The organism is Janibacter sp. FSL W8-0316, assembly GCF_038004165.1.
GTDB lineage: Bacteria > Actinomycetota > Actinomycetes > Actinomycetales > Dermatophilaceae > Janibacter > Janibacter indicus.
This window is the reverse complement of record NZ_JBBOQX010000001.1, coordinates 1,700,557-1,720,304: the sequence shown is the minus strand read 5'-3', so window position 1 is coordinate 1,720,304 and position 19,748 is coordinate 1,700,557. Positions and strand designations below refer to the sequence as shown.

At 71.0% G+C, this 19,748-nt stretch carries 22 protein-coding genes, 2 tRNA genes and 1 other RNA gene; 17 read left to right on the top strand and 8 right to left on the bottom strand.

What is annotated here, in order from left to right; genetic code table 11:
• Positions 1–26: 26 nt before the first annotated feature.
• The 5 genes from NYE39_RS08490 (at position 27) to NYE39_RS08470 (ending at position 4,747) form a co-directional block, all read left to right on the top strand.
• Positions 27–167: a hypothetical protein gene (locus NYE39_RS08490; RefSeq protein ID WP_159451240.1), complete on the top strand. Its 141-nt coding sequence runs from the start codon at positions 27–29 to the stop codon at positions 165–167.
• 177 nt (positions 168–344) lie between these two features.
• Positions 345–1,886 carry a Re/Si-specific NAD(P)(+) transhydrogenase subunit alpha gene (locus NYE39_RS08485; protein ID WP_143445629.1) on the top strand — a complete coding sequence of 514 codons (1,542 nt, stop codon included), beginning with the start codon at positions 345–347 and terminating at the stop codon, positions 1,884–1,886.
• 3 nt (positions 1,887–1,889) lie between these two features.
• Positions 1,890–3,338, top strand: coding sequence for a Re/Si-specific NAD(P)(+) transhydrogenase subunit beta (gene pntB, locus NYE39_RS08480; protein WP_185220893.1), 1,449 nt, complete (start codon positions 1,890–1,892; stop codon positions 3,336–3,338).
• 114 nt (positions 3,339–3,452) lie between these two features.
• The gene (locus NYE39_RS08475; RefSeq protein ID WP_341012398.1) at positions 3,453–3,788 is read left to right on the top strand and encodes a PadR family transcriptional regulator; all 336 of its coding nucleotides are present in this window, start codon (positions 3,453–3,455) and stop codon (positions 3,786–3,788) included.
• A complete protein-coding gene (locus tag NYE39_RS08470; RefSeq protein ID WP_341012397.1) occupies positions 3,785–4,747 on the top strand; it encodes a permease prefix domain 1-containing protein in 963 nt (320 codons plus the stop codon). Before NYE39_RS08475 ends, NYE39_RS08470 begins: the two co-directional genes overlap by 4 nt.
• A gap of 104 nt (positions 4,748–4,851) precedes the next feature.
• On the opposite strand, the gene NYE39_RS08465 is transcribed toward NYE39_RS08470, so the two are convergent.
• The 3 genes from NYE39_RS08465 to upp form a co-directional block, all read right to left on the bottom strand.
• Positions 4,852–5,604 carry a PH domain-containing protein gene (locus tag NYE39_RS08465; RefSeq protein WP_341012396.1) on the bottom strand — a complete coding sequence of 251 codons (753 nt, stop codon included), beginning with the start codon at positions 5,602–5,604 and terminating at the stop codon, positions 4,852–4,854.
• Between the two features lie 2 nt (positions 5,605–5,606).
• Positions 5,607–5,780: a hypothetical protein gene (locus NYE39_RS08460; protein ID WP_164513600.1), complete on the bottom strand. Its 174-nt coding sequence runs from the start codon at positions 5,778–5,780 to the stop codon at positions 5,607–5,609.
• Between the two features lie 91 nt (positions 5,781–5,871).
• Entirely contained in the window at positions 5,872–6,510 is a 639-nt protein-coding gene (gene upp / locus NYE39_RS08455) for a uracil phosphoribosyltransferase (RefSeq protein WP_072625542.1), read from the bottom strand.
• An 81-nt stretch (positions 6,511–6,591) separates the two neighbouring features.
• On the opposite strand from upp, the gene NYE39_RS08450 reads away from it, so the two are divergent.
• The 3 genes from NYE39_RS08450 to NYE39_RS08440 all read left to right on the top strand — a co-directional run bounded on the left by NYE39_RS08450 (position 6,592) and on the right by NYE39_RS08440 (position 7,618).
• Positions 6,592–7,038 carry a nucleoside deaminase gene (locus NYE39_RS08450; protein WP_341013384.1) on the top strand — a complete coding sequence of 149 codons (447 nt, stop codon included), beginning with the start codon at positions 6,592–6,594 and terminating at the stop codon, positions 7,036–7,038.
• Between the two features lie 63 nt (positions 7,039–7,101).
• A tRNA-Ser gene (locus NYE39_RS08445) sits at positions 7,102–7,191 on the top strand.
• 73 nt (positions 7,192–7,264) lie between these two features.
• Entirely contained in the window at positions 7,265–7,618 is a 354-nt protein-coding gene (locus NYE39_RS08440) for a hypothetical protein (protein ID WP_192910929.1), read from the top strand.
• 4 nt (positions 7,619–7,622) lie between these two features.
• On the opposite strand, the gene NYE39_RS08435 is transcribed toward NYE39_RS08440, so the two are convergent.
• Both NYE39_RS08435 and NYE39_RS08430 read right to left on the bottom strand, forming a co-directional pair.
• The gene (locus NYE39_RS08435) at positions 7,623–8,123 is read right to left on the bottom strand and encodes a LytR C-terminal domain-containing protein (protein ID WP_341012395.1); all 501 of its coding nucleotides are present in this window, start codon (positions 8,121–8,123) and stop codon (positions 7,623–7,625) included.
• 9 nt (positions 8,124–8,132) lie between these two features.
• Complete coding sequence (locus tag NYE39_RS08430; protein WP_192910927.1) at positions 8,133–8,432, bottom strand: type II toxin-antitoxin system VapB family antitoxin; 300 nt, start codon at positions 8,430–8,432, stop codon at positions 8,133–8,135.
• Between the two features lie 51 nt (positions 8,433–8,483).
• Between NYE39_RS08430 and NYE39_RS08425 the strand changes: the two genes are divergently transcribed.
• Positions 8,484–10,043, top strand: a complete 1,560-nt coding sequence (locus NYE39_RS08425; protein WP_341012394.1) for a helicase HerA-like domain-containing protein — start codon at positions 8,484–8,486, stop codon at positions 10,041–10,043.
• Positions 10,044–10,138: 95 nt separating this feature from the next.
• On the opposite strand, the gene NYE39_RS08420 is transcribed toward NYE39_RS08425, so the two are convergent.
• On the bottom strand, positions 10,139–10,597 hold the full coding sequence (locus NYE39_RS08420; RefSeq protein ID WP_192910925.1) for a DUF3817 domain-containing protein: 459 nt from the start codon (positions 10,595–10,597) through the stop codon (positions 10,139–10,141).
• 84 nt (positions 10,598–10,681) lie between these two features.
• Between NYE39_RS08420 and NYE39_RS08415 the strand changes: the two genes are divergently transcribed.
• From NYE39_RS08415 to NYE39_RS08385, 7 genes are all read left to right on the top strand, one after another.
• Positions 10,682–10,769, top strand: a tRNA-Ser gene (locus NYE39_RS08415).
• Between the two features lie 92 nt (positions 10,770–10,861).
• An RNA gene (gene ffs, locus NYE39_RS08410) (signal recognition particle sRNA small type) lies at positions 10,862–10,958 on the top strand.
• Positions 10,959–11,093: 135 nt separating this feature from the next.
• Complete coding sequence (locus NYE39_RS08405; RefSeq protein ID WP_341012393.1) at positions 11,094–12,269, top strand: hypothetical protein; 1,176 nt, start codon at positions 11,094–11,096, stop codon at positions 12,267–12,269.
• A gap of 67 nt (positions 12,270–12,336) precedes the next feature.
• Positions 12,337–12,906, top strand: a complete 570-nt coding sequence (locus NYE39_RS08400) for an NADPH-dependent FMN reductase (RefSeq protein ID WP_341012392.1) — start codon at positions 12,337–12,339, stop codon at positions 12,904–12,906.
• 68 nt (positions 12,907–12,974) lie between these two features.
• The gene (locus tag NYE39_RS08395; protein WP_341012391.1) at positions 12,975–15,125 is read left to right on the top strand and encodes a DNA polymerase III subunit gamma and tau; all 2,151 of its coding nucleotides are present in this window, start codon (positions 12,975–12,977) and stop codon (positions 15,123–15,125) included.
• A gap of 59 nt (positions 15,126–15,184) precedes the next feature.
• Positions 15,185–15,784 carry a recombination mediator RecR gene (gene recR, locus NYE39_RS08390; protein WP_072625533.1) on the top strand — a complete coding sequence of 200 codons (600 nt, stop codon included), beginning with the start codon at positions 15,185–15,187 and terminating at the stop codon, positions 15,782–15,784.
• Positions 15,777–16,331 carry a DUF5063 domain-containing protein gene (locus NYE39_RS08385; protein WP_341012390.1) on the top strand — a complete coding sequence of 185 codons (555 nt, stop codon included), beginning with the start codon at positions 15,777–15,779 and terminating at the stop codon, positions 16,329–16,331. Before recR ends, NYE39_RS08385 begins: the two co-directional genes overlap by 8 nt.
• Before the next feature lie 54 nt (positions 16,332–16,385).
• On the opposite strand, the gene NYE39_RS08380 is transcribed toward NYE39_RS08385, so the two are convergent.
• Entirely contained in the window at positions 16,386–17,417 is a 1,032-nt protein-coding gene (locus NYE39_RS08380) for an ABC transporter permease (RefSeq protein WP_192910920.1), read from the bottom strand.
• Positions 17,414–18,325 carry an ABC transporter ATP-binding protein gene (locus tag NYE39_RS08375; RefSeq protein WP_192910919.1) on the bottom strand — a complete coding sequence of 304 codons (912 nt, stop codon included), beginning with the start codon at positions 18,323–18,325 and terminating at the stop codon, positions 17,414–17,416. Before NYE39_RS08375 ends, NYE39_RS08380 begins: the two co-directional genes overlap by 4 nt.
• Before the next feature lie 131 nt (positions 18,326–18,456).
• Here NYE39_RS08375 and NYE39_RS08370 point away from each other — a divergent pair, with 131 nt between their 5' ends.
• The gene (locus tag NYE39_RS08370) at positions 18,457–19,731 is read left to right on the top strand and encodes an aspartate kinase (protein WP_072625530.1); all 1,275 of its coding nucleotides are present in this window, start codon (positions 18,457–18,459) and stop codon (positions 19,729–19,731) included.
• Positions 19,732–19,748 lie beyond the last annotated feature (17 nt).

Below are 19,748 nucleotides of genomic sequence, written 5' to 3'. Positions count from 1 at the left end.
ATGGGTATGGTCGCTAGGCTCGGCCCATGACCGAGCCATCGCACACGGTGTGGGAGGACGAGGAGGCCGCTCGCGAGGCGGCGCTCGCCGAGGAGGGCCTCGACCTCGAGCCCGAAGCCACTGGCGGCGACGAGACCGACCCGTCAGGGAGCGACGAGCCCGCCTGAGCGGAGGCGAGCCGAAGGCTCGTCGGGCACTACTCCCTTCGCCCGCGGTCGCGGCGCTGCGTCTCACCCAGTGGCGGTGTGACCATCGTCCCCGTCACAAAGTCTGCGGGTGCGCTCTCCGGTGCCCTAGGTTGCCCAGCGACCACATCCACCACACCCCTCATCACAGGAGTGACGATGCGACTTGGCGTGCCCAAGGAGTCGAAGCGCGGCGAAACCCGCGTCGCGGCGACCCCGAAGACCGTGGAGCAGCTGATCAAGCTCGGATACGACGTCGTCGTCGAGGCCGGGGCCGGTGAGGCGTCCGCCTACCCGGACCAGGCCTACGTCGACGCCGGAGCGAGCCTCGAGAGTGCGGAGCAGGTGTGGGCCAGCGACATCGTCGCCAAGGTCAACGCCCCCACCGACGAGGAGGTTCCGCGGCTGCGCTCCGGGGCGATCCTCGCCTCGCTGCTGGCTCCGGCGCTCAACCCCGACAAGGTCGAGGCGCTGCGCGCGCAGGGCGTGACCGCCCTGGCGATGGACGCGGTGCCGCGTATCTCGCGGGCCCAGTCGCTCGATGTCCTGTCGTCGATGGCCAACATCGCCGGCTACCGCGCGGTCGTCGAGTCGGCGCACGAGTTCGGCGGTCTCTTCACCGGTCAGGTGACGGCCGCGGGCAAGGTGCCGCCGGCCAAGGTGCTCGTCTGCGGCGCCGGCGTGGCCGGTCTGGCCGCGATCGGCGCGGCCGGCTCGCTCGGCGCGATCGTGCGCGCCTTCGACGTGCGGCCCGAGGTGGCCGAGCAGGTCGAGTCGATGGGCGCGGAGTTCCTCCAGATCGATGTCGAGCAGGAGGTGTCGAGCGACGGCTATGCAAAGGAGACCGGTGAGGACTTCAACCGCAAGGCCGCCGAGCTCTACGCCGAGCAGGCCAAGGACGTCGACATCATCATCACCACGGCCCTCATCCCGGGGCGCCCGGCGCCGCGGCTGATCACCGAGGAGATGGTCGCCTCGATGAAGCCGGGGTCGGTCATCGTCGACATGGCCGCCGGCTCCGGCGGCAACGTCGCCGGGTCGGTCGCCGACGAGCGGGTCGTCACCGACAACGGCGTGCGGATCATCGGCTACACCGACCTGGCCGGTCGTCTGCCCACGCAGGCCAGCCAGCTCTACGGCACCAACATCGTCAACCTGCTCAAGCTCGTCACGCCGGACAAGGACGGCCAGCCGGTCCTCGACATGGAGGACACGGTCGTGCGCGGGATGACGGTCACCCAGGGTGAGGAGACCCTGTGGCCGCCGCCGCCCGTGCAGGTCTCCGCGGCGCAGTCCACGCCGGCTGCATCGAAGGTCGCCGAGGCTGAGGCTGACAAGAAGCCGGAGAAGCCGCACGACCCCAACCGCAAGTTCTGGTACATCGGTGGCGCCGCGCTCCTCTTCCTCGTCGCGGCCGCCTTCATGCCCGCGGCCTTCCTGTCGCACTTCATCGTCTTCGCGCTGGCGGTCGTCATCGGCTTCTACGTCATCGGCAGCGTCCACCACGCGCTGCACACGCCGCTGATGTCGGTGACCAATGCGATCTCCGGGATCATCGTCGTCGGCGCCCTGCTGCAGGTGACTTCGCCCGACATCGCGATCCAGGTCATCGCCGCAGCTGCCATCTTCTTCGCCAGCATCAACGTCTTCGGTGGGTTCACCGTGACCAACCGGATGCTCAACATGTTCCGGAAGGGCTGAGTCGTGCTGTCCACCGTCGTCACCGCCGCCTACATCGTCGCGGCGCTCCTGTTCATCCTCTCCCTCGCCGGCCTGAGCAAGCACGAGTCGGCCAAGCACGGCAACTGGTTCGGCATGGCCGGCATGACCATCGCCCTGCTCGCCACGATCGCCCTCGTCATCGACGGGGTCTACGGCGAGGGCGAGGCCACCGATGCCGGCAAGTGGGGCCTGGGCGTCCTCGTCGTCACCATGGCCCTGGGTGGCCTCATCGGTGTGCGCATCGCCCGCCGCGTCGAGATGACCGGCATGCCCGAGCTCATCGCGATGATGCACTCCTTCGTCGGTCTGGCCGCCGTGCTCGTCGGCTACAACACCTTCCTCGCCTCGCACGGTGACAGCCCCGAGGCCGTCGCCGAGCACCAGCGCCTCGAGTCCATCGACATGGTCGGGATCCACAACGGCGAGGTCTTCATCGGTGTCTTCATCGGTGCCGTGACCTTCACCGGCTCGATCGTCGCCTACCTCAAGCTCAGCGCGAAGATGAAGTCCTCGCCGCTCGTGCTGCCGGCGCGTCACTGGCTCAACCTGCTCGCCGTGCTCGTCTCGATCGGGCTGTGCGTCTGGTTCGTGGTCTCCCCGTCGATCGTGCCGCTGGGCATCATGACGGTCATCGCGCTGCTCTTCGGCTGGCACCTCGTCGCCTCGATCGGCGGCGGTGACATGCCGGTCGTCGTCTCGATGCTCAACAGCTACTCGGGCTGGGCGGCGGCCGCGGCGGGCTTCATGCTCTCCAACGACCTGCTCATCGTCACCGGTGCGCTCGTCGGCTCCTCGGGTGCCTTCCTGTCCTACATCATGTGCAAGGCGATGAACCGCTCCTTCATCTCCGTCATCGCCGGCGGCTTCGGCTCCGACGGTCAGGTGACGGGCGAGGACAAGGACTACGGCGAGCACCGTGAGATCCAGGCCGAGCAGGTCGCCGAGCTGCTCTCCGAGGCCTCCTCGGTGGTCATCGCCCCGGGCTACGGCATGGCCGTGGCGCAGGCGCAGTACCCCGTCGCCGATCTCACGGCCCAGCTGCGGGCGAAGGGAGTGGACGTCCGCTTCGGCATCCACCCCGTCGCCGGTCGCCTGCCCGGTCACATGAACGTGCTGCTGGCCGAGGCCAAGGTGCCCTACGACGTCGTGCTCGAGATGGACGAGATCAACGACGACTTCCCCGAGACCGACGTCGTCCTGGTCATCGGCGCCAACGACACGGTCAACCCGGCCGCGGCGGAGGACCCGAGCAGCCCGATCGCGGGCATGCCCGTCCTCGAGGTGTGGAACGCCAAGGACGTCATCGTCTTCAAGCGCTCCATGGCCACCGGCTACGCCGGCGTGCAGAACCCGCTGTTCTTCCGGGACAACACGCAGATGCTCTTCGGTGACGCCAAGGACAAGGTCGGCGAGATCCTCAAGGCCCTCTGAGGCAACCTGACCGCAGCGAAGGGCGGCGCTCACCCGATGGGGTGGGCGCCGCCCTTCGTCGTCTGCGAGATGTGTCGTGGACTATAGTGTGTGACACACACTATAGTGTCACGCATGGACGAAGAGCTGCTCGCGGGGCACCTGCAGGAGCTGAGGCGGGGGACCGTCGTGCTCGCCGCCCTCGCCACGCTCGAGGAACCGCGCTACGGCTATGCGCTGCTCGAGACGCTCGACGCCGCGGGCTTCGCGGTGGACGGCAACACGCTCTACCCGCTCCTGCGGCGCCTGGAGAAGCAGGGCCTGCTGACGAGCGAGTGGAACACCGACGAGGCCAGGCCGCGGAAGTTCTACCGCACGAGCCCGGCCGGCGCCGACCTGCGCGCCCACCTGATGACCGAATGGCGATCCCTCGACACCGCGATCGCCGCACTGGACGGAGACCAGTCATGAGTGGCACCAGCCTGACCGATCGTTATGTGTGGACCGTGACCCGCCAGCTCCCGCCGGAGACCGGGCCCGACATCGCCCGTGAGCTGCGCGGCACGATCGAGGAGACGGTCGAAGGGAGGATCGCCGCCGGTGAGGAGCCGGCCACCGCCGAGCGCGAGACCATCGTCGGCCTCGGCGATCCCGACGTCCTCGCCCGTGAGTACGGTGGACGGCCCAACCACCTCATCGGTCCGGCGTTCTTCCCCGCGTGGGTGCGGTTGGTCCGGCTGCTGCTGGCCATCCTCGTGCCGCTCGCCGTCGTCGGCACCGTCATCGCGCATGCCATGGGCACCGATGCCGGCTTCGGCACGATCGTGGGGGAGGGGGCTCTGCTCGCCTTCCAGGTGGCGGTGCACGTCGTCTTCTGGACCACGCTCGTCTTCGCGGTCGCCGAACGCTACGGCAGCCCGGGCGAGCAGCGGGGCCTCGTCGGCGAGTGGAGCCCGGACGAGCTCGCCGACCCGGCCGACCGTGCCCGACGGGCCAGCCTGGCGGAGATGCTCTTCGAGGTCGTCACGACGATCGTCGTCATCGGCCTGTGCGTGTGGCAGTGGGGAGGAGTCGGGGCACACGCGGTGCAGGTCCTCGACCCGACGCTCGGCATGGGCTGGCAGGCGCTTGTCGTCGGCTTCCTCGCCGTGGACGTGCTCGTCACCGTCGCGGCGTGGGCGCGCGGCGGTTGGTCCGTCCCGCTGGCGGTCGTCAGCCTGGTGAGCGCCGTCGTCTCGGGTGTGGTGCTCGTCTGGCTGCTGCTCACCGGCCGGCTGCTGACCGACCTGCCGGCGCAGTTCCACGAGACCTTCGGGTGGAGCCGGGACTGGAGCCTGTCGATGCCCGCCGTCGCCGTCGGCATCGCCGTCATCTGCGGCTGGGAGGCCGTCACCGCCCTGCGCCGCCTGCGCGACTCCGACCCCGCCTGACCCTGCATTGCCCTACGGCAATGCGCGCTCCTGCCTGCATTGCCCTACGGCAATGCGCCCTCCTGACTGCATTGCCCTACGGCAATGCGAAGGGGGGAGGGGCGTCAGTAGTCGTCGGGGTCGTAGGGCGGCAGCTCGCCGGTGTCGGCGTCGCGGTCGCGGCGCAGCAGGTCGCGGCTGCGGTAGATCGACGCGCCGTGCGAGACGACCGGCGGGTCCTCGTAGCCGTCGGTCGGTGGGCCGCCGACGTAGAGGCCGTCGACGACGCCGAGGCGGGTGGTGAAGTCCTCGGACGTCTCCCAGGTCGGCTCGTCGTCCGCGAACCCCTCTTCGTCATCGTCGTCGAGGGGGCCCATGCCGAAGACCACCGAGCAGATCGCCCGGTAGTTGTCGTCGGGGTCGGGGACGAACTCGATGCTCGACAGAGCCTGGTCCTGGCCGGCGCTCTCGAGGACGAAGGTGCCGTAGCCGAGCAGGCGCCCGAGCAGCGAGCGCTCGTAGCCCATGTCGGTGACCTTCTTCAGCGGCATCATCGAGACCTTGTGGTTGATCCACCCCTCGAAGAGCACGATCCGCTTGTCGGTGGCGACGACGCGGGTGTGGCGCCACTCGATCCACTTCCACGCGGCCCAGCCGACGACGGCGAACCAGGCCCACCAGACGTAGCCGAGGATGCCGGCATTGGCGTCGCTCACCGACAGGTCCAGCCAGACGACGAGCGCGAGCACGCCGACGATGATCGCGAAGGGCTTGAGGAGCACGATCCGGTGGTGCCGGATCTCCGCCACCGGGGTCTCGCCCGGGAGGAGGTACTTGCGCAGCCCCCGGTGGGCCACGCGGGCGACCTCCGCTGCCATCGCTACCTCGCGATGAGCGAGTCGAAGAAGCGGCCGATGTTGGTCACGCCGTTGGCGATGACGTCCCAGGCGGAGCCGACGATGTTGGCGGCCTCGGTCGGCGACGTGAGGATGGCGTAGAGCAGGAAGATCGTGAGCAGCCAGAGGACGATCTTCTTGATCGGCGGCGTGTTCATGACTCGTTCTCTTCCGTCGTCAGGCAGGCAGATGGACGCCCGGGCGGGCGCGAATCCTGCCCAGTGTTGCAGATGTGACGGGTGTGACGGGTCAGACCACGCCGTAGAGCCGGTCGCCGGCGTCACCAAGACCGGGGACGATGTAGCCCTGCTCGTTGAGACGCTCGTCGATCGCCCCGGTCACGAGCGTCACCGGCACGTCGAGGTCGGCCAGCTCGCGCTCAACCGCTTCGATGCCCTCGGGAGCGGCGAGCAGGGTGACGGCGGTGATGTCGTCGGCGCCGCGGTCGACGAGGTAGCGCACCGACATCGCCAGCGTGCCGCCGGTGGCGAGCATCGGGTCGATGACGTAGCACTGCCGGCCGGACAGGTCGTCGGGCAGGCGGTTGGCGTAGGTGACCGCCTCGAGGGTCTCCTCGTTGCGCAGCATGCCGAGGAAGCCCACCTCGGCGGTCGGCAGCAGCCGGACCATGCCCTCGAGCATGCCCAGGCCGGCGCGCAGGATCGGCACGACGAGCGGCTTGGGCGTCGACAGCTTGATGCCCGTCGTCGCGCTCACCGGGGTCTCGATGTCGAAGGGCTCGGTGCGCACCTCACGCGTCGCCTCGTAGGCGAGCAGCGTGACGAGCTCGTCGGCGAGCCGACGGAAGGTCGGGCTGTCGGTGCCCTTGTGCCGCAGGTAGGTCAGCTTGTGGGCGATGAGCGGGTGGTCCGCGACGATGACGCGCATGGTGCCGAAACTACCGTGCGGGAGACTGTCCCCGTGAGTCCCGAGCCCACCCGTCCGCAGCGCCCCGTCGAGGAGGCGTGGATGGACCGGGCCCTCGAGCTGGCCCGTGAGGCCGCCGCGGACGGCGACATCCCCGTGGGTGCGCTCGTCGTGGACGCGGACGGCGTGATCATCGGGGCGGGGCGCAACACCCGTGAGCGCGATGGCGACCCGACCGGTCACGCGGAGGTCGTCGCGATGCGCGCCGCGGCGGAGGCGAAGGGGGAGTGGCGCCTCACGGGGTGCACGCTCGTCGTCACCCTCGAGCCGTGCCCGATGTGCGCCGGTGCCGTCGTCGCCAGCCGCGTCCCACGCGTGGTCCTCGGGGCGTGGGACCCCAAGATGGGCGCCTGCGGGTCGGTGTGGGACGTCGTGCGCGATCGCCGGTCGATCCACCGGGCCGAGGTCGTCGGCGGGGTGCGCGAAGGGGAGGCCGCGCGCCTGCTCCTGGGCTTCTTCGAAGGCCGCCGCGACGGCTCGCCACGATAGGTGGCGGCACTCTCCCTTCGCCCGATTGGGGACCGGCCGCCTCGACCTTGTATTGTGCTCCGCGGTGGCGTGTCCGAGCGGCCTAAGGAGAACGCCTCGAAAGCGTTTGTCGGTTGACGCCGACCGTGGGTTCAAATCCCACCGCCACCGCCAGCTGATCGCAGGCCCCACCCCATTCCGGGTGGGGCCTGCGGCCGTCTGCGGCACGTCTGGTTGTCTGGGACCCGTGCTCCGTCCCCACCGTGCCCTCGTCGCCACTGCCGCTCTCGCCGCTCTCGCCCTGCCGCTCGGCGCCTGTGACCGCTGGAGCTCCAAGTGCGACACCGCCAACACCTGCACGATCAAGATCCAGGGCGATGAGTTCTACGACTTCCCGCGGCCCTACGACACGGACGACGGACTGAGGTCCCGCGACCGCATCCGCCTCGTCTCGGCGACGCAGGGCGGCGAGGCCCTCATCCAGGCCGGTGGGGTCGAGAACACGTGCACGCAGGGCAGCAGCTTCCAGGTCGTCGACACGACGATCACCTGCGACGTCGTCGGTGACGACAAGGTCGAGCTGACGACGACCCGCCCCTGACCGGTCAGCAGGCGGCGACGCGGCTCTCGTCGACGAGCTGGCGGAACTGCGGTCCGACGACGACGTCGACGGTGCGTCGCTGGCGGGTGTCCTTGATCCGCTGGAAGTCGCCGGTGTGCCGCAGCACGAGTTGGGCGTCGGCCATGCTGTTGCTGCCGTAGCGCAGCTCGCCGCGGCCGGTGATCGTGCGCTTCTTCGGGTCGTTGGCGATCGTCTTGACGGTGAAGCCGCGGGCCTTGAGCTGGGTGGCGACCCGGGCGGCCAGACCGTCGCGGTCGGTCGCGTTGTAGACGTTGACCTCGACGTGCTGGGGCGAGGTCGTGCATGCCGGGCGGTTGTCCGTCGTGGTGCCCGAGGCGCTGCCGGACTCGTCGGCACGGATGTAGGACATCGCGTACCAGAAGGAGAAGAAGAGCAGCAGGAGCACGACGACGACGGTGATGATCGCCCGCTGCCGGCGGGCTCTGGCCCCGCTGCCGGCCCCGTAGTACTCCTCGTCGCTCACGGTCGGTCCTCAGTCGTCGAGCTCGAGCACCCGGGCGTGCAGGGTGGAGCGCTGCTGGAGCGCGGCGCGCAGGGCGCGGTGCAGGCCGTCCTCGAGGTAGTGGCGTCCGCGCCAGAGGACGACGTGGGGGAAGAGGTCGCCGTAGAAGGTGGAGTCGTCGGCGAGCAGGTCGTGCAGGTTGAGCGCGCTCTTGGTCGTCGTCAGCTGCTCGAGGCGCACCGCGCGGGGCGGGACGTCGGCCCAGTCGCGGGGAGCCGCGCGCCCGTGGGCCGGGTAGGGGCGGGTGTCACCGACGGACTGGAAGATCACCCGGACACGATAAGAGGGGCCGCCGACGGTGACCGCACTAGGCTCCGGCTTGTGACCGACTCTTCACTCCTGGACTCCATCCGCGCCGGCTACGCCTTCGAGGCGCCGGCTGTCGAGCTCGGCGCCACCGTCGTCGACGGCCAGCCCCATGCCGATGCCCCCGTGCGGGTGCCGCTGGCGAGCCTGACCAAGCACGGCCTGGTCGCCGGTGCCACCGGCACCGGCAAGACCAAGAGCTTGCAGGTCATGGCCGAGCAGCTCTCCGCTGCAGGCGTGCCGGTCTTCCTCGCAGACATCAAGGGCGACCTCTCGGGCATCGCCTCCCCGGGCGAAGGGGGCGAAAAGCTCACCTCGCGCAGTGCCTCCGTCGGTCAGGACTGGCAGGCCACGGGCTACCCGACCGAGTTCCTCACCCTCGGAGGTCAGGGCACGGGGGTCCCGATCCGCACGACGATCACGAGCTTCGGTCCGACCCTGCTGAGCAAGGTCCTGGGCCTCAACGCGACCCAGGAGTCGAGTCTGGGGCTGATCTTCCACTTCGCCGACAAGCAGGGTCTGGCGCTGCTCGACCTCAAGGACCTGCGCGCGGTGATCCAGCACCTGGTCTCCGACGAGGGCAAGGCCGAGCTCAAGGCCCTCGGTGGCCTCTCGAGCGCGACGGCCGGCGTGATCCTGCGTCAGCTCATCGCCTTCGAGGACCAGGGCGCCGACGTCTTCTTCGGCGAGCCGGAGTTCGACACGGCTGACCTGCTGCGGGTCGCCGACGACGGCCGGGGAGTCGTGAGCTGCCTGGAGCTGCCCGCCGTGCAGCAGCGTCCCCAGCTCTTCTCGACCTTCCTCATGTGGCTGCTCGCCGACCTCTTCCAGGACCTGCCCGAGGTCGGTGACGTCGACAAGCCCAAGCTCGTCTTCTTCTTCGACGAGGCGCACCTGCTCTTCGACGAGGCGAGCAAGCCCTTCCAGGACGCCATCGAGCAGACGGTCCGGCTCATCCGCTCGAAGGGAGTTGGCGTCTTCTTCGTGACGCAGAGCCCCAAGGACGTGCCGGCCGACGTGCTCGCCCAGCTCGGCAACCGGGTGCAGCACCAGCTGCGGGCCTTCACACCCGAGGACGCCAAGGCGATCAGGGCGGCGGTCACGACCTACCCGCACACCGACTACGACCTCGAGGAGCTGCTCACCCAGCTCGGCACCGGCGAGGCCGTCGTGACCGTCCTCGGTGACAAGGGCACACCGACCCCCGTTGCGCACACGATGATGCGCGCGCCCCAGTCGCTCATGGCGCCCTCGGCGCCGGAGCTGCTCGAGCAGACCACCACTGCCTCGCCCCTCGCCCCGAAGTACTCCGAGGCGCTCGACCGCGAGTCCGCCTACGAAAAGCTCTCGGCCAAGCTCCAGGCCGCTCCTGCGGAGGACGAGCCGAAGGGGGAGCGGGCTGCCCCGCAGCAGCCCAAGGTGCCGAAGGCTCCCAAGGCGCCCAAGGAGGAGCCGGGCATGGTCGAGCAGGTCGTCGGCAGCTCGGCCTTCAAGTCGGCGCTGCGCTCCGCGGGTACGGTCATCGGCCGCGAGATCACGCGCTCGCTCTTCGGCACCAGCCGGCGTCGCCGCTGAGGCGTCACGGCGCGTCGCGCGGCAGTTCGCCTCACCGACGAGTAACCAACGATCTGCCGGGGTCGTGATCCCCAACTGCAGCCCGACGCGCCGCGTCAGCCGACCGGCGGGCCGACCGCCAGCGCGATCGCGGTGAGGACCGCGACGGCCACGACGAGGCCGAGCGCGGCGGGGCCGGGGCGGCGCAGCGCGCCGGAGACCAGGCCCTCGACGGGGCCGGAGGCGGCCCCCTTCGTCCGCAGTCGCCAGGAGTCGCCGAGCTGGCCCTCGCGCTGGAGCCACCGCTCGGTCCACAGCGTGACGAGCGGCGGGATGGCGCTCGCGAGCGCGACGAGGCCGTGCTTGGTGCTCCACCGCTGGTCGACCCAGACGATAACGGTCACGAGCACGTAGGCGATGAAGACGATGCCGTGGAGCATGCCGCCGATGCGCACGCCGAGCTCCGTGGTCTCGGTGACGTACTTGAGGAACATGCCGATGAGCAGGAGGGTCCAGGTCACGGCCTCAGCGGTCGCGACGGTCGTGTACAGGCGGCGGGGGGAGGGCAACGACATGCCCACCATCGTCGCCGACGGGTGTCGAAGGGGTGAAATCCGCCCGATTTCGAGGTAGCCGATCGCTCGGGTAATCTCTCCCGCGGAGGATTCGCATAGTGGCCTAGTGCGCGCGCTTGGAAAGCGCGTTGAGTGAAAGCTCTCAGGGGTTCGAATCCCCTATCCTCCGCCAGAGCGAAGCCCCGGTCGTCACGACCGGGGCTTCTGCGCTGTCACGGCGCCACCCCGACTTTGGTCCGGGGACCGGGCCACGTAGACTTGGCGATCGGCACCCCGCGTGGTGGTACCTCACCGAACTCCCCCAGGGCAGGAATGCAGCAAGGGTAGGCGAGCTCTTCCAGGTGCGCGGGGTGTCCTTTTTTGTGCGCTCACGACCCCGGAATGCCGCGGAAGATCGCAGATGTGCGATCGCTCCCGAGTGGCGTGGGTCGTATATCCCCCTAGGTTGGGTGCAGCGGTCGCGGCTGCGATCGCCCCCCACTCAAGGAGGCGGATCATGGACACCTGGATCTGGATCATCGTCGGGATCCTGCTGGTGCTGCTCGTCATCGGGCTCATCGCAGCACTGGCCAGGGGCTCGAAGGCCAAGCGCGTCGAGCGCGAGCGAGCCGAGGCCGAGCAGCTGCGGCAGGAGGCCGCCGAGCGTGAGCGGCAGACCCGCGAGAGCCAGGCCGCGGCGCAGGCCAGCGACGCCGACGCCCGTGCGGCCAAGGCCGAGGCCGACCGCCAGGCCGCGGAGGCCGACCGCCAGGCCGCGGAGGCCGAGAAGCGCCGCATCGAGGCCGAGCAGAAGCAGGAGGCCGCCGCCGGTCAGGCGGAGGTCGCCCAGCAGGACCAGCAGGCCTACGACGCCAAGCTGCGTGAGGCCGATGCCAAGGACCCCGACGTCCTGACCGACGAGCACGGCAACCGCATCGATGACACCGACCGCGACCTCGATCGCGACCGCCGTGGCCCCGGGGCCGTGGCCGGGGGCGCGGCCGTCGGTGCCGATGGTGCCACCGCGGCTGCCGCAGGTGCTCGCGATGACCGTGCTGATGACGTGCGAGCCGACGACGTGCGGTCCGACGAGGTGCGCGCTGACGACCGTGGCGGCCGGGACCAGGCCTTCGTCGACGACAACCGCGATGGCTACCGCGACGGCGTCATCGAGGCCGAGGACCCCTACGCGGAGGGCGATCCCGTCACGGGTGACCCGCGCCCGGTGGGGGATGCCCGAGCCCAGGCTGCCCCCGAGCCGGGGGTCGACCCGACCGGTGGTCGTCACGCGGGTGTCGACGAGCCCCTGCCGCCCGCTGGCACCCGGCCCGTCGACGAGCCCGCGGGTCGCCACGCCGGCGCCGAGCCGGTGGTCCACGACCAGGGTGCTCGTCCGGGTCAGGTCGACGAGCCGGTCGCGCACGACCAGGGCGCTCGCCCGGACACCAGGCCGAACCCGACTGCCCCTCCGGCCCCGGAGACGACGGGAGGGGATCTCCCTTCGCCCGCGTCCGATCAGGCGCCGCTCGCCGACGTGCCCCCCGCGGACCCGGCCGCACCGCCGGCCGAGACCGGCCACGAGCGCGGCCACCTGGCGCGGGAGGAGCGCCCGCAGCCCGAGCAGGGCAAGGGCTTCTTCGACAAGGTGCGCGATAAGGTCGACGAGGTGCGCGACGAGCGCCGCCGCAGCTGACCTGACGGTGGGCCCGTCATCCTCCGGGATGGCGGGCCTTCGCCGTGCCGATGACCCAAGGAGTCACATGAAGATCGCCATCATCCTCGGAAGCACCCGCCCGGGCCGCTTCGGCGCACAGGTTGCCGACTGGGTCATGGACCAGGTCGCCGGCCGCGACGACGCCGAGTACGAGCTCGTCGACCTCGCCGACTACGACCTCGACCTGCTCAACGAGCCGACCGTCCCGGGCGCGGCGAAGCGGCAGTACGACAACCCCAAGACCCGCCGCTGGAGCGAGACGATCGACGGGTTCGACGGCTTCGTCTTCGTCACCCCGGAGTACAACCACGGCGTGCCGGCGGCCCTGAAGAATGCCTTCGACGTCCTCTACCCCGAGTGGGGCCACAAGGGCATCGCGCTGGTCTCCTACGGCGCCGACTGCGGGGTCCGGGCCGTCGAGCACTGGCGCACGATCGTCGCCAACGCCCAGATGCACGTCGTCCGTGGCCAGGTCTCCTTCTCGACGATGCTCGAGGTCGAGCAGGGCGAGGACGGCGACGTCTTCGCGCCGGCCGAGCGCCGGGCCAAGGAGCTCGGCAACGTCCTGCGCCAGCTGACCAAGCTCACCGAGGCGACCGCCTCCCTTCGCGCCTGATCCCGCGCATCCACAGCGGCCTCCCCTCGGGGGAGGCCGCTGTCGTGCTCCGCACGTAGGCTCGTGCCGTGAGCACCGCCCTGTACCGCCGATACCGCCCCGAGTCCTTCGCCGACGTCATCGGGCAGGAGCACGTCACCGAGCCGCTCATGCAGGCGCTGCGCTCGGGGCGGGTCAACCACGCCTACCTCTTCTCCGGGCCGCGCGGCTGTGGCAAGACGACGAGCGCGCGCATCCTCGCCCGCTGCCTCAACTGCGAGCAGGGCCCCACCCCGACCCCGTGCGGCGAATGCGACTCGTGCACCGCCCTGGCCCGTGGTGGCCCGGGCACCGTCGACGTCATCGAGATCGACGCGGCGAGCCACGGCGGTGTCGACGACGCCCGCGACCTGCGCGAGCGGGCCTCCTTCGGTCCGGCGCAGAGCCGCTACAAGATCTACATCATCGACGAGGCGCACATGGTGACGCCGCAGGGCTTCAACGCCCTGCTCAAGATCGTCGAGGAGCCGCCCGAGCACGTGAAGTTCGTCTTCGCCACGACCGAGCCCGAAAAGGTCATCGGGACCATCCGCTCGCGGACCCACCACTACCCCTTCCGCCTCGTGCCGCCGGCTCGGCTGCAGGACTACATGCAGCAGCTGTGCGACGCCGAGGGTGTGCAGGTCGAGCCGGGCGTGCTCTCCTTCGTCGTGCGGGCCGGCGGTGGGTCGGTGCGCGACTCGCTCTCGGTCCTCGACCAGCTCATCGCCGGCAGCGACGAGCAGGGCCTGACCTACGAGCGGGCGGCCGCGCTCCTCGGGTTCACCGACGGCGAGCTGCTCGACAACGCCGTCACCTCCTTCGGCGCCGGTGACGCGGCCGGCGTCTTCCGGGTCATCGACTCGGTCATCGAGACCGGGCTCGACCCGCGGCGCTTCGTCGAGGACCTCCTCGAGCGCTTCCGCGACCTCATCGTCGTCTCCGCGGCGCCCGACGGGGCGGCGGCGATCCTGCGCGGGCTGCCGGGTGACCAGATCGACCGGATGCGTCAGCAGGCGGCCGCCTTCGGGCCGGCCTCCCTGTCGCGGGCGGCCGACATCATCAACGCCGGCCTGACCGAGATGACCGGTGCGACCTCGCCCCGGGTCCAGCTCGAGATCATCGCCGCGCGGGTGCTGCTGCCCGCTGCCGGTGGCGAGTCGGGCTACGGCGCCCGCCTGGACCGCATCGAGCGTCGCCTCGAGGTCGGCGGCGTCCCCACGAGCGAAGGGGGGAGCGCCCCCGTCCCGCAGGCCCCCACCGGGCAGACCCCCGCGGCGCACCACGCGCCGTCGGCGGACCAGCCCCCGGCTGCTGCGCCGGAGCCCGCGCCGGTCGAGCGAGACCGGTCGACGCCGCCGGTGGCCCCGTCGGGGACGGCCGAGCCCGACGCGAGCCCGTCAACGCCCCCGGGCGCGCCTGCCGCAGGCTCTGCCGCGCCTGAGGCGACCCCGCCCGCGGCGACCTCACCCGCGGCGAGCGTGCCCGACCAGGCCGACGACGTGGCTGCGACCACGGCACCGGCGGCGTCGCCCCCTTCGTCCGGGGGGATCGACGTCGAGGCCCTGCGCCGCAGCTGGCCCGACGTCCTCGGGCGGATCTACCAGATGCGCCGGGCGACGTGGACCTTCCTGTCCGAGCACGCCCAGGTGCTCACCTACGACGGGCAGCGGCTCGTGCTGGGCATCGCGACGGTGGGTCTGGCCAATGCCTTCCGCAACGGCTCGCACGCCGAGGTCGTGCGGCAGGCACTCATCGACACCCTGGGCGTCGACGCCCGCGTCGAGGGCGTGCCGCACGACTCCGGCGCGGCGCCGCAGCGCAGCGGCAGTGCCCAGGCGACGATGCCGGCCCCGACGGGGCCTGCGGGTGGCGCAGGGTCCGGGCCGGTCGGTGGGGGAGGCCCCGCCATGGACGCCTCCGCACCCGCACCCGAGGCGCCCGCCGCGCCACCAGCCGACGTCGGGGTCCCCGCACCGAGCGGTGGGCCCGCCGGGGCCGAGTGGGGCAGCCCGGCGGCCTCGGCCGCCGCGGCTCCGGCCTGGGCGCCCGCGCCCGAGCCGGTCGCGCCGACACTCGAGCCGCGTGAGCCCGACGACTCGTCGGTCAGTGACGACGACGAGGACATCGTCGAGGCGGGCAATGCCGGCCCGGCCGTCATCGAGCGGATCCTCGGCGGGACCGTCATCCGCGAGGAGTAGCCCACGGCGCACCGACCGCGGTGTCCCTCGTCGTCCCCCGTGGGGCGTAGGGTCGAGGGGTGTACGAAGGCGTGGTCCAGGACCTGATCGACGAGCTCGGGCGACTCCCCGGGGTCGGCCCCAAGAGTGCCCAGCGGATCGCCTTCCACCTGCTGCAGGCCGACCCGCAGGACGTCCAGCGACTGGTCCAGACCCTCAGCGAGGTCAAGGACAAGGTCGCCTTCTGCGAGACCTGTGGCAATGTCGCCGAGGGCACCCAGTGCCGCATCTGCGCCGACCCTCGCCGAGACGCCAGCGCCATCTGCGTCGTCGAGGAGCCAAAGGACGTCGTGGCGATCGAGCGCACGCGCGAGTTCCGTGGCCGCTACCACGTCCTCGGCGGGGCGATCAGCCCGATGGACGGTGTCGGTCCCGACGACCTGCGCTTCACCGAGCTGATGTCGCGGCTGTCCGATGGCACGGTGAGCGAGGTCATCATCGCGACCGACCCCAACCTCGAGGGGGAGGCCACCGCCTCGTACACGGCGCGGTTGCTCACCCCCTTCGACATCAAGGTCACCCGACTCGCCTCCGGCCTGCCGGTCGGCGGCGACCTCGAGTACGCCGACGAGGTCACGCTGGGGCGTGCCTTCGAAGGGAGGAAGCTGCTCAATGCCTGACGAGACCACGCTCCTGGCCGACGAGTGTGCCGCCGAGGCCCGCGCCTGGCTGGGCACCGTCGCCGACATCGCCTCCGGGGCCGCCCCCGAGAGCGCCATCCCGCTGCTGCTCCTCACGACCAGCCAGGTCCAGCTCGTCGGCGCCCGACTCGGGGCGATCGCCGACATCGTGCTCGAGGAGCGCTTCGAGCGCGACCCCGGCCCCGACACCGAGATGGACCCGCTGCGCGCCGGGCTGGTCCAGCTCCTCGAGGGCGTCGACGACTACGCCGACGTCGTCGACCCGGTCACCTCGACCGAGACGGCGAGCGGCTCCCTGAGCAACGACCTGGCCGTCGTCGCCGCGGCGCTCGCGCACGGCCTGGCGCACCACGACGCGGGGCGGCCGACCGAGGCCCTGTGGTGGTGGCAGTACAGCTACCTCGCCGACTGGGGCGACCGGGCGGCCATGGCCGTGCGGGTCCTGCAGACCCTGCTCGCGCACATCCGACTCGACGCCGATGCCGACGTCGTCGGCGAGGCGGAGTTCGACGCCCTGCACTCCTGACGGGCTCGACCGGGTGAGCGGAGCCCCCTTCGCCCGACGGGGTGGTCGCCGACGTCAGGCGACCCGGGTGCCGCTCGGCAGGCGCCGGATCGGGGTGCGCACCCGGCGGATCGCGACGGCCGTGGCGCCCGCCCCCGCGAGCAGGTGGACACCCAGGCCCATGGGCCATGCGGGGAACTCCTCGCGCACCCGCGTGCTCGAGTCCGAGGTGTCCTCGCTGTCGGACCAGCACTCGTCGTGCACCTCCGGGGGGCCGGCCTTGGCCAGGCGGGTGCCGTAGGCGATCCAGCGCAGCGGGGTGAACCCGGCACTGGTCGTGTCGGCCGGGCCGTCGGGCCCGTGCGGTGCCGCGTCCGCGACGATGACGAAGGGGTTGACGCCGAGGAGCCACCAGTTGCGGTCGGTGCGCACGACCCGGCGGGTGTCGGTGTAGGTCGTGCACGCCTGCGAGGTCGTGTAGTCCTCGACGCCGTGGACCCGGACCTGCTCGTCCCGGGCCACGAGCGGCGTCGTCATCGCGAAGAGGATGAGGGTGAGGAAGGACAGCCCGGCGACGGTGAGGTAGGTCAGGACGGCCGACCCGACGGGGCGGGCGACGAGCGTGGAGAACATCAGCCCGATCGCGCAGACGGTCAGCAGGATGATCCCCAGGACGACGAGCACCCGGGCCACGCCGAGCAGTCCCACCCCACCCTGGAAGAGCGCCAGGACGAGGAAGGGGGCGGCGAGGGCCAGGAAGGTCGTGGCCATGACGAGCGAGGCGAGCAGCTTGCCGATGATGATGTCGGTCGCGGTGAGCAGCGTCGTCTGCAGCGTGGCGAGCACCCCGGCATCGCGGTCGCCGTTGACCGAGGTCGCGGTGAGGGCCGGCATGACGAGCAGGCTGAGGCCCAGGACGAAGAAGAGCACCACGTCGAAGGTCGTCGGCCCCCGGACCATGTCGCTGTCGCGCATCGCGAGCCAGGTCAGCCCGGCGATGCCGGCGATGCAGGTGAACCACAGCAGGAAGGCGATGTACCAGCGCGCGCCACGGAAGCGCTGCATCAGCTCCAGGCGGGCGACGGTGAGGACTCCGGAGACACTCACAGGCGGTCCTCCGTGACGGCGAGGTAGGCGGCTTCGAGCGAACCCTGGGCGGGGGCGAAGGCGGTGACGGGCACGTCGGCCGTGACCAGGGCGCGCAGCAGGTCGGTCGCCGCGATCTCGTCGGGCACCACGACCTCAAGGGCGCGGTTGGCGCGGGTGGGGCGGTGGCCGAGGTCGTGCAGAGCCCGCTCGAGGACCGCGAGGTTGCCGGCGGTGATCCGGTAGGTGAGCGCGCCGGCGGGTGTCGCGATGCCCTGGCTCTGGATGCTGCGGCCCCGGGCGACGATGACGGCGTTGTCGGCGATCTCCTGCAGCTCGGTGAGGATGTGGCTGCTCACCAGGACGGTGCGGCCCTGCGCCGCGAGACCCCGCAGGATGTCGCGCAGCTCGATCCGGGAGCGGGGGTCGAGGCCGGAGGCGGGCTCGTCCAGCACGAGGACGCTCGGGTCGTGGACGAGGGCGCGGGCCAACCCGAGGCGTTGCTTCTGGCCCCGGCTGAGCACCCGCGCCGGTCGCTCCGCGAGGTCGTCGAGGTGCACGGTCCGCAGCAGCGTGTCGATGCGCTCGCGTGCCGTGGCCGAGGGGATCTTGTAGGCGGCGGCGACGATCTCGAGGACCTCGCGCACCCGCAGCGCGTCCCACGTGCCGAACCCGTCGGGCATCCACCCGAGTCGCGAGCGCACCTGCGTCGGATGGGTCACCGGGTCGAAGCCGTCGATGCGGATGGCGCCGTGGTGGGGGACCAGCAGGCTGGCGAGCATGAGCATCAGGGTCGTCTTGCCCGAGCCGTTGGGGCCGATGAGGGCGGTCACCTCGCCCGGCCGCGCGACGAGAGACATGTCGTCGACGGCCAGCACGGGACCGAAGGCGCGCCGCACGTGCTCGACGACGATCCCCTGTGTGGTCATGACCACAAGGTAGCCGTCGCCGGGCCTGGGAGATGGACTCGACTCGGGCGCGCCGGTCGCGGTCGTTATCCTCAAGGGGTCGTGCCGGTCCGACCCGGGCCGGACCCGCGAGATCCCAACGGAGTTCTCCTGTGAGCCTGGTTGTCCAGAAGTACGGCGGTTCGTCGCTCGCCGATGCCGAGAGCATCAAGCGCGTCGCGCACCGCATCGTCGAGACCAAGAAGGCGGGCAACGACGTCTGCGTCGTCGTCTCCGCCATGGGTGACACGACCGACGAGCTGCTCGACCTCGCCGAAAAGGTCAGCCCCGTCCCCCCGCCGCGCGAGATGGACATGCTCCTCACCGCGGGCGAGCGCATGTCGATGGCCCTTGTCGCCATGGCCATCGCCGACCTGGGGCACAGCGTGCGGTCCTTCACCGGTAGCCAGGCGGGGGTCATCACCGACGCCGCCCACGGCAAGGCGAAGATCATCGACGTCACCCCGGGGCGGATCACCGAGGCCCTCGGCAAGAAGCACATCGTCATCGTCGCCGGGTTCCAGGGCGTCAGCCAGGGGACCAAGGAGATCACCACGCTCGGGCGCGGTGGGTCCGACACCACGGCGGTCGCGCTCGCCGCGGCCCTCGAGGCCGACGTCTGCGAGATCTACACCGACGTCGACGGCATCTTCACCGCCGACCCGCGCATCGCGCCCAAGGCGCACAAGATCGACCGCATCTCCCACGACGAGATGCTCGAGCTCGCCGCGAGCGGCGCCAAGGTCCTGCACCTGCGGTGCGTCGAGTACGCCCGCCGATTCAACATCCCCATCCACGTGCGTTCGTCCTTCTCCTCGAAGGAGGGCACGTGGGTCCTGCCCCCCGACCCTGAAGGAGCCGAGGACATGGAAGACCCGATCATCGCGGGCGTCGCCCACGACAGCAGCGAGGCCAAGATCACCGTCGTCGGCGTGCCCGACCAGCCCGGCCGCGCCGGGCAGATCTTCACCACGGTTGCCGAGGCCCAGGTCAACATCGACATGATCGTGCAAAACGTGTCCGAGGCCGACACCGGCCGCACCGACATCTCCTTCACCCTCCCGATGGCCGACGGCCAGATGGCGGTCGAGGCGCTCATGCGCACCAAGGACGAGGTCGGCTTCGAGTCGATCCAGTACGACGACCAGATCGGCAAGCTCTCGCTCGTCGGCGCCGGCATGCGCACCAACCCGGGCGTCTCGGCGACCCTCTTCCGGGCGCTCGCCGAGGCGGGCATCAACATCGAGATGATCTCGACGTCGGAGATCCGCGTCTCCGTGGTCACCCGCGCCGACCAGCTGGCCGAGGCCCTGGAGGCCGTGCACACCGCCTTCGGTCTCGACTCCGAGGACGGCGAGGCCATCGTCTACGCCGGCACCGGCAGGTGAGCCTCAACCCGTCGCCG

Excerpts from the sequence above, each read along its gene's own strand:
- NYE39_RS08460 (WP_164513600.1), bottom strand. The coding sequence starts at position 5,780 with ATGAACACGCCGCCGATCAAGAAGATCGTCCTCTGGCTGCTCACGATC.
- NYE39_RS08385 (WP_341012390.1), top strand. The coding sequence starts at position 15,777 with ATGCCTGACGAGACCACGCTCCTGGCCGACGAGTGTGCCGCCGAGGCC.
- upp (WP_072625542.1), bottom strand. The coding sequence starts at position 6,510 with ATGCGCGTCATCGTCGCGGACCACCCGCTCATCGCCCACAAGCTGACC.
- NYE39_RS08475 (WP_341012398.1), top strand. The coding sequence starts at position 3,453 with ATGGACGAAGAGCTGCTCGCGGGGCACCTGCAGGAGCTGAGGCGGGGG.
- NYE39_RS08485 (WP_143445629.1), top strand. The coding sequence starts at position 345 with ATGCGACTTGGCGTGCCCAAGGAGTCGAAGCGCGGCGAAACCCGCGTC.
- NYE39_RS08405 (WP_341012393.1), top strand. The coding sequence starts at position 11,094 with ATGGACACCTGGATCTGGATCATCGTCGGGATCCTGCTGGTGCTGCTC.
- NYE39_RS08450 (WP_341013384.1), top strand. The coding sequence starts at position 6,592 with ATGGACCGGGCCCTCGAGCTGGCCCGTGAGGCCGCCGCGGACGGCGAC.
- NYE39_RS08490 (WP_159451240.1), top strand. The coding sequence starts at position 27 with ATGACCGAGCCATCGCACACGGTGTGGGAGGACGAGGAGGCCGCTCGC.
- NYE39_RS08465 (WP_341012396.1), bottom strand. The coding sequence starts at position 5,604 with ATGGCAGCGGAGGTCGCCCGCGTGGCCCACCGGGGGCTGCGCAAGTAC.
- NYE39_RS08420 (WP_192910925.1), bottom strand. The coding sequence starts at position 10,597 with ATGTCGTTGCCCTCCCCCCGCCGCCTGTACACGACCGTCGCGACCGCT.
- NYE39_RS08470 (WP_341012397.1), top strand. The coding sequence starts at position 3,785 with ATGAGTGGCACCAGCCTGACCGATCGTTATGTGTGGACCGTGACCCGC.
- NYE39_RS08400 (WP_341012392.1), top strand. The coding sequence starts at position 12,337 with ATGAAGATCGCCATCATCCTCGGAAGCACCCGCCCGGGCCGCTTCGGC.
- NYE39_RS08375 (WP_192910919.1), bottom strand. The coding sequence starts at position 18,325 with ATGACCACACAGGGGATCGTCGTCGAGCACGTGCGGCGCGCCTTCGGT.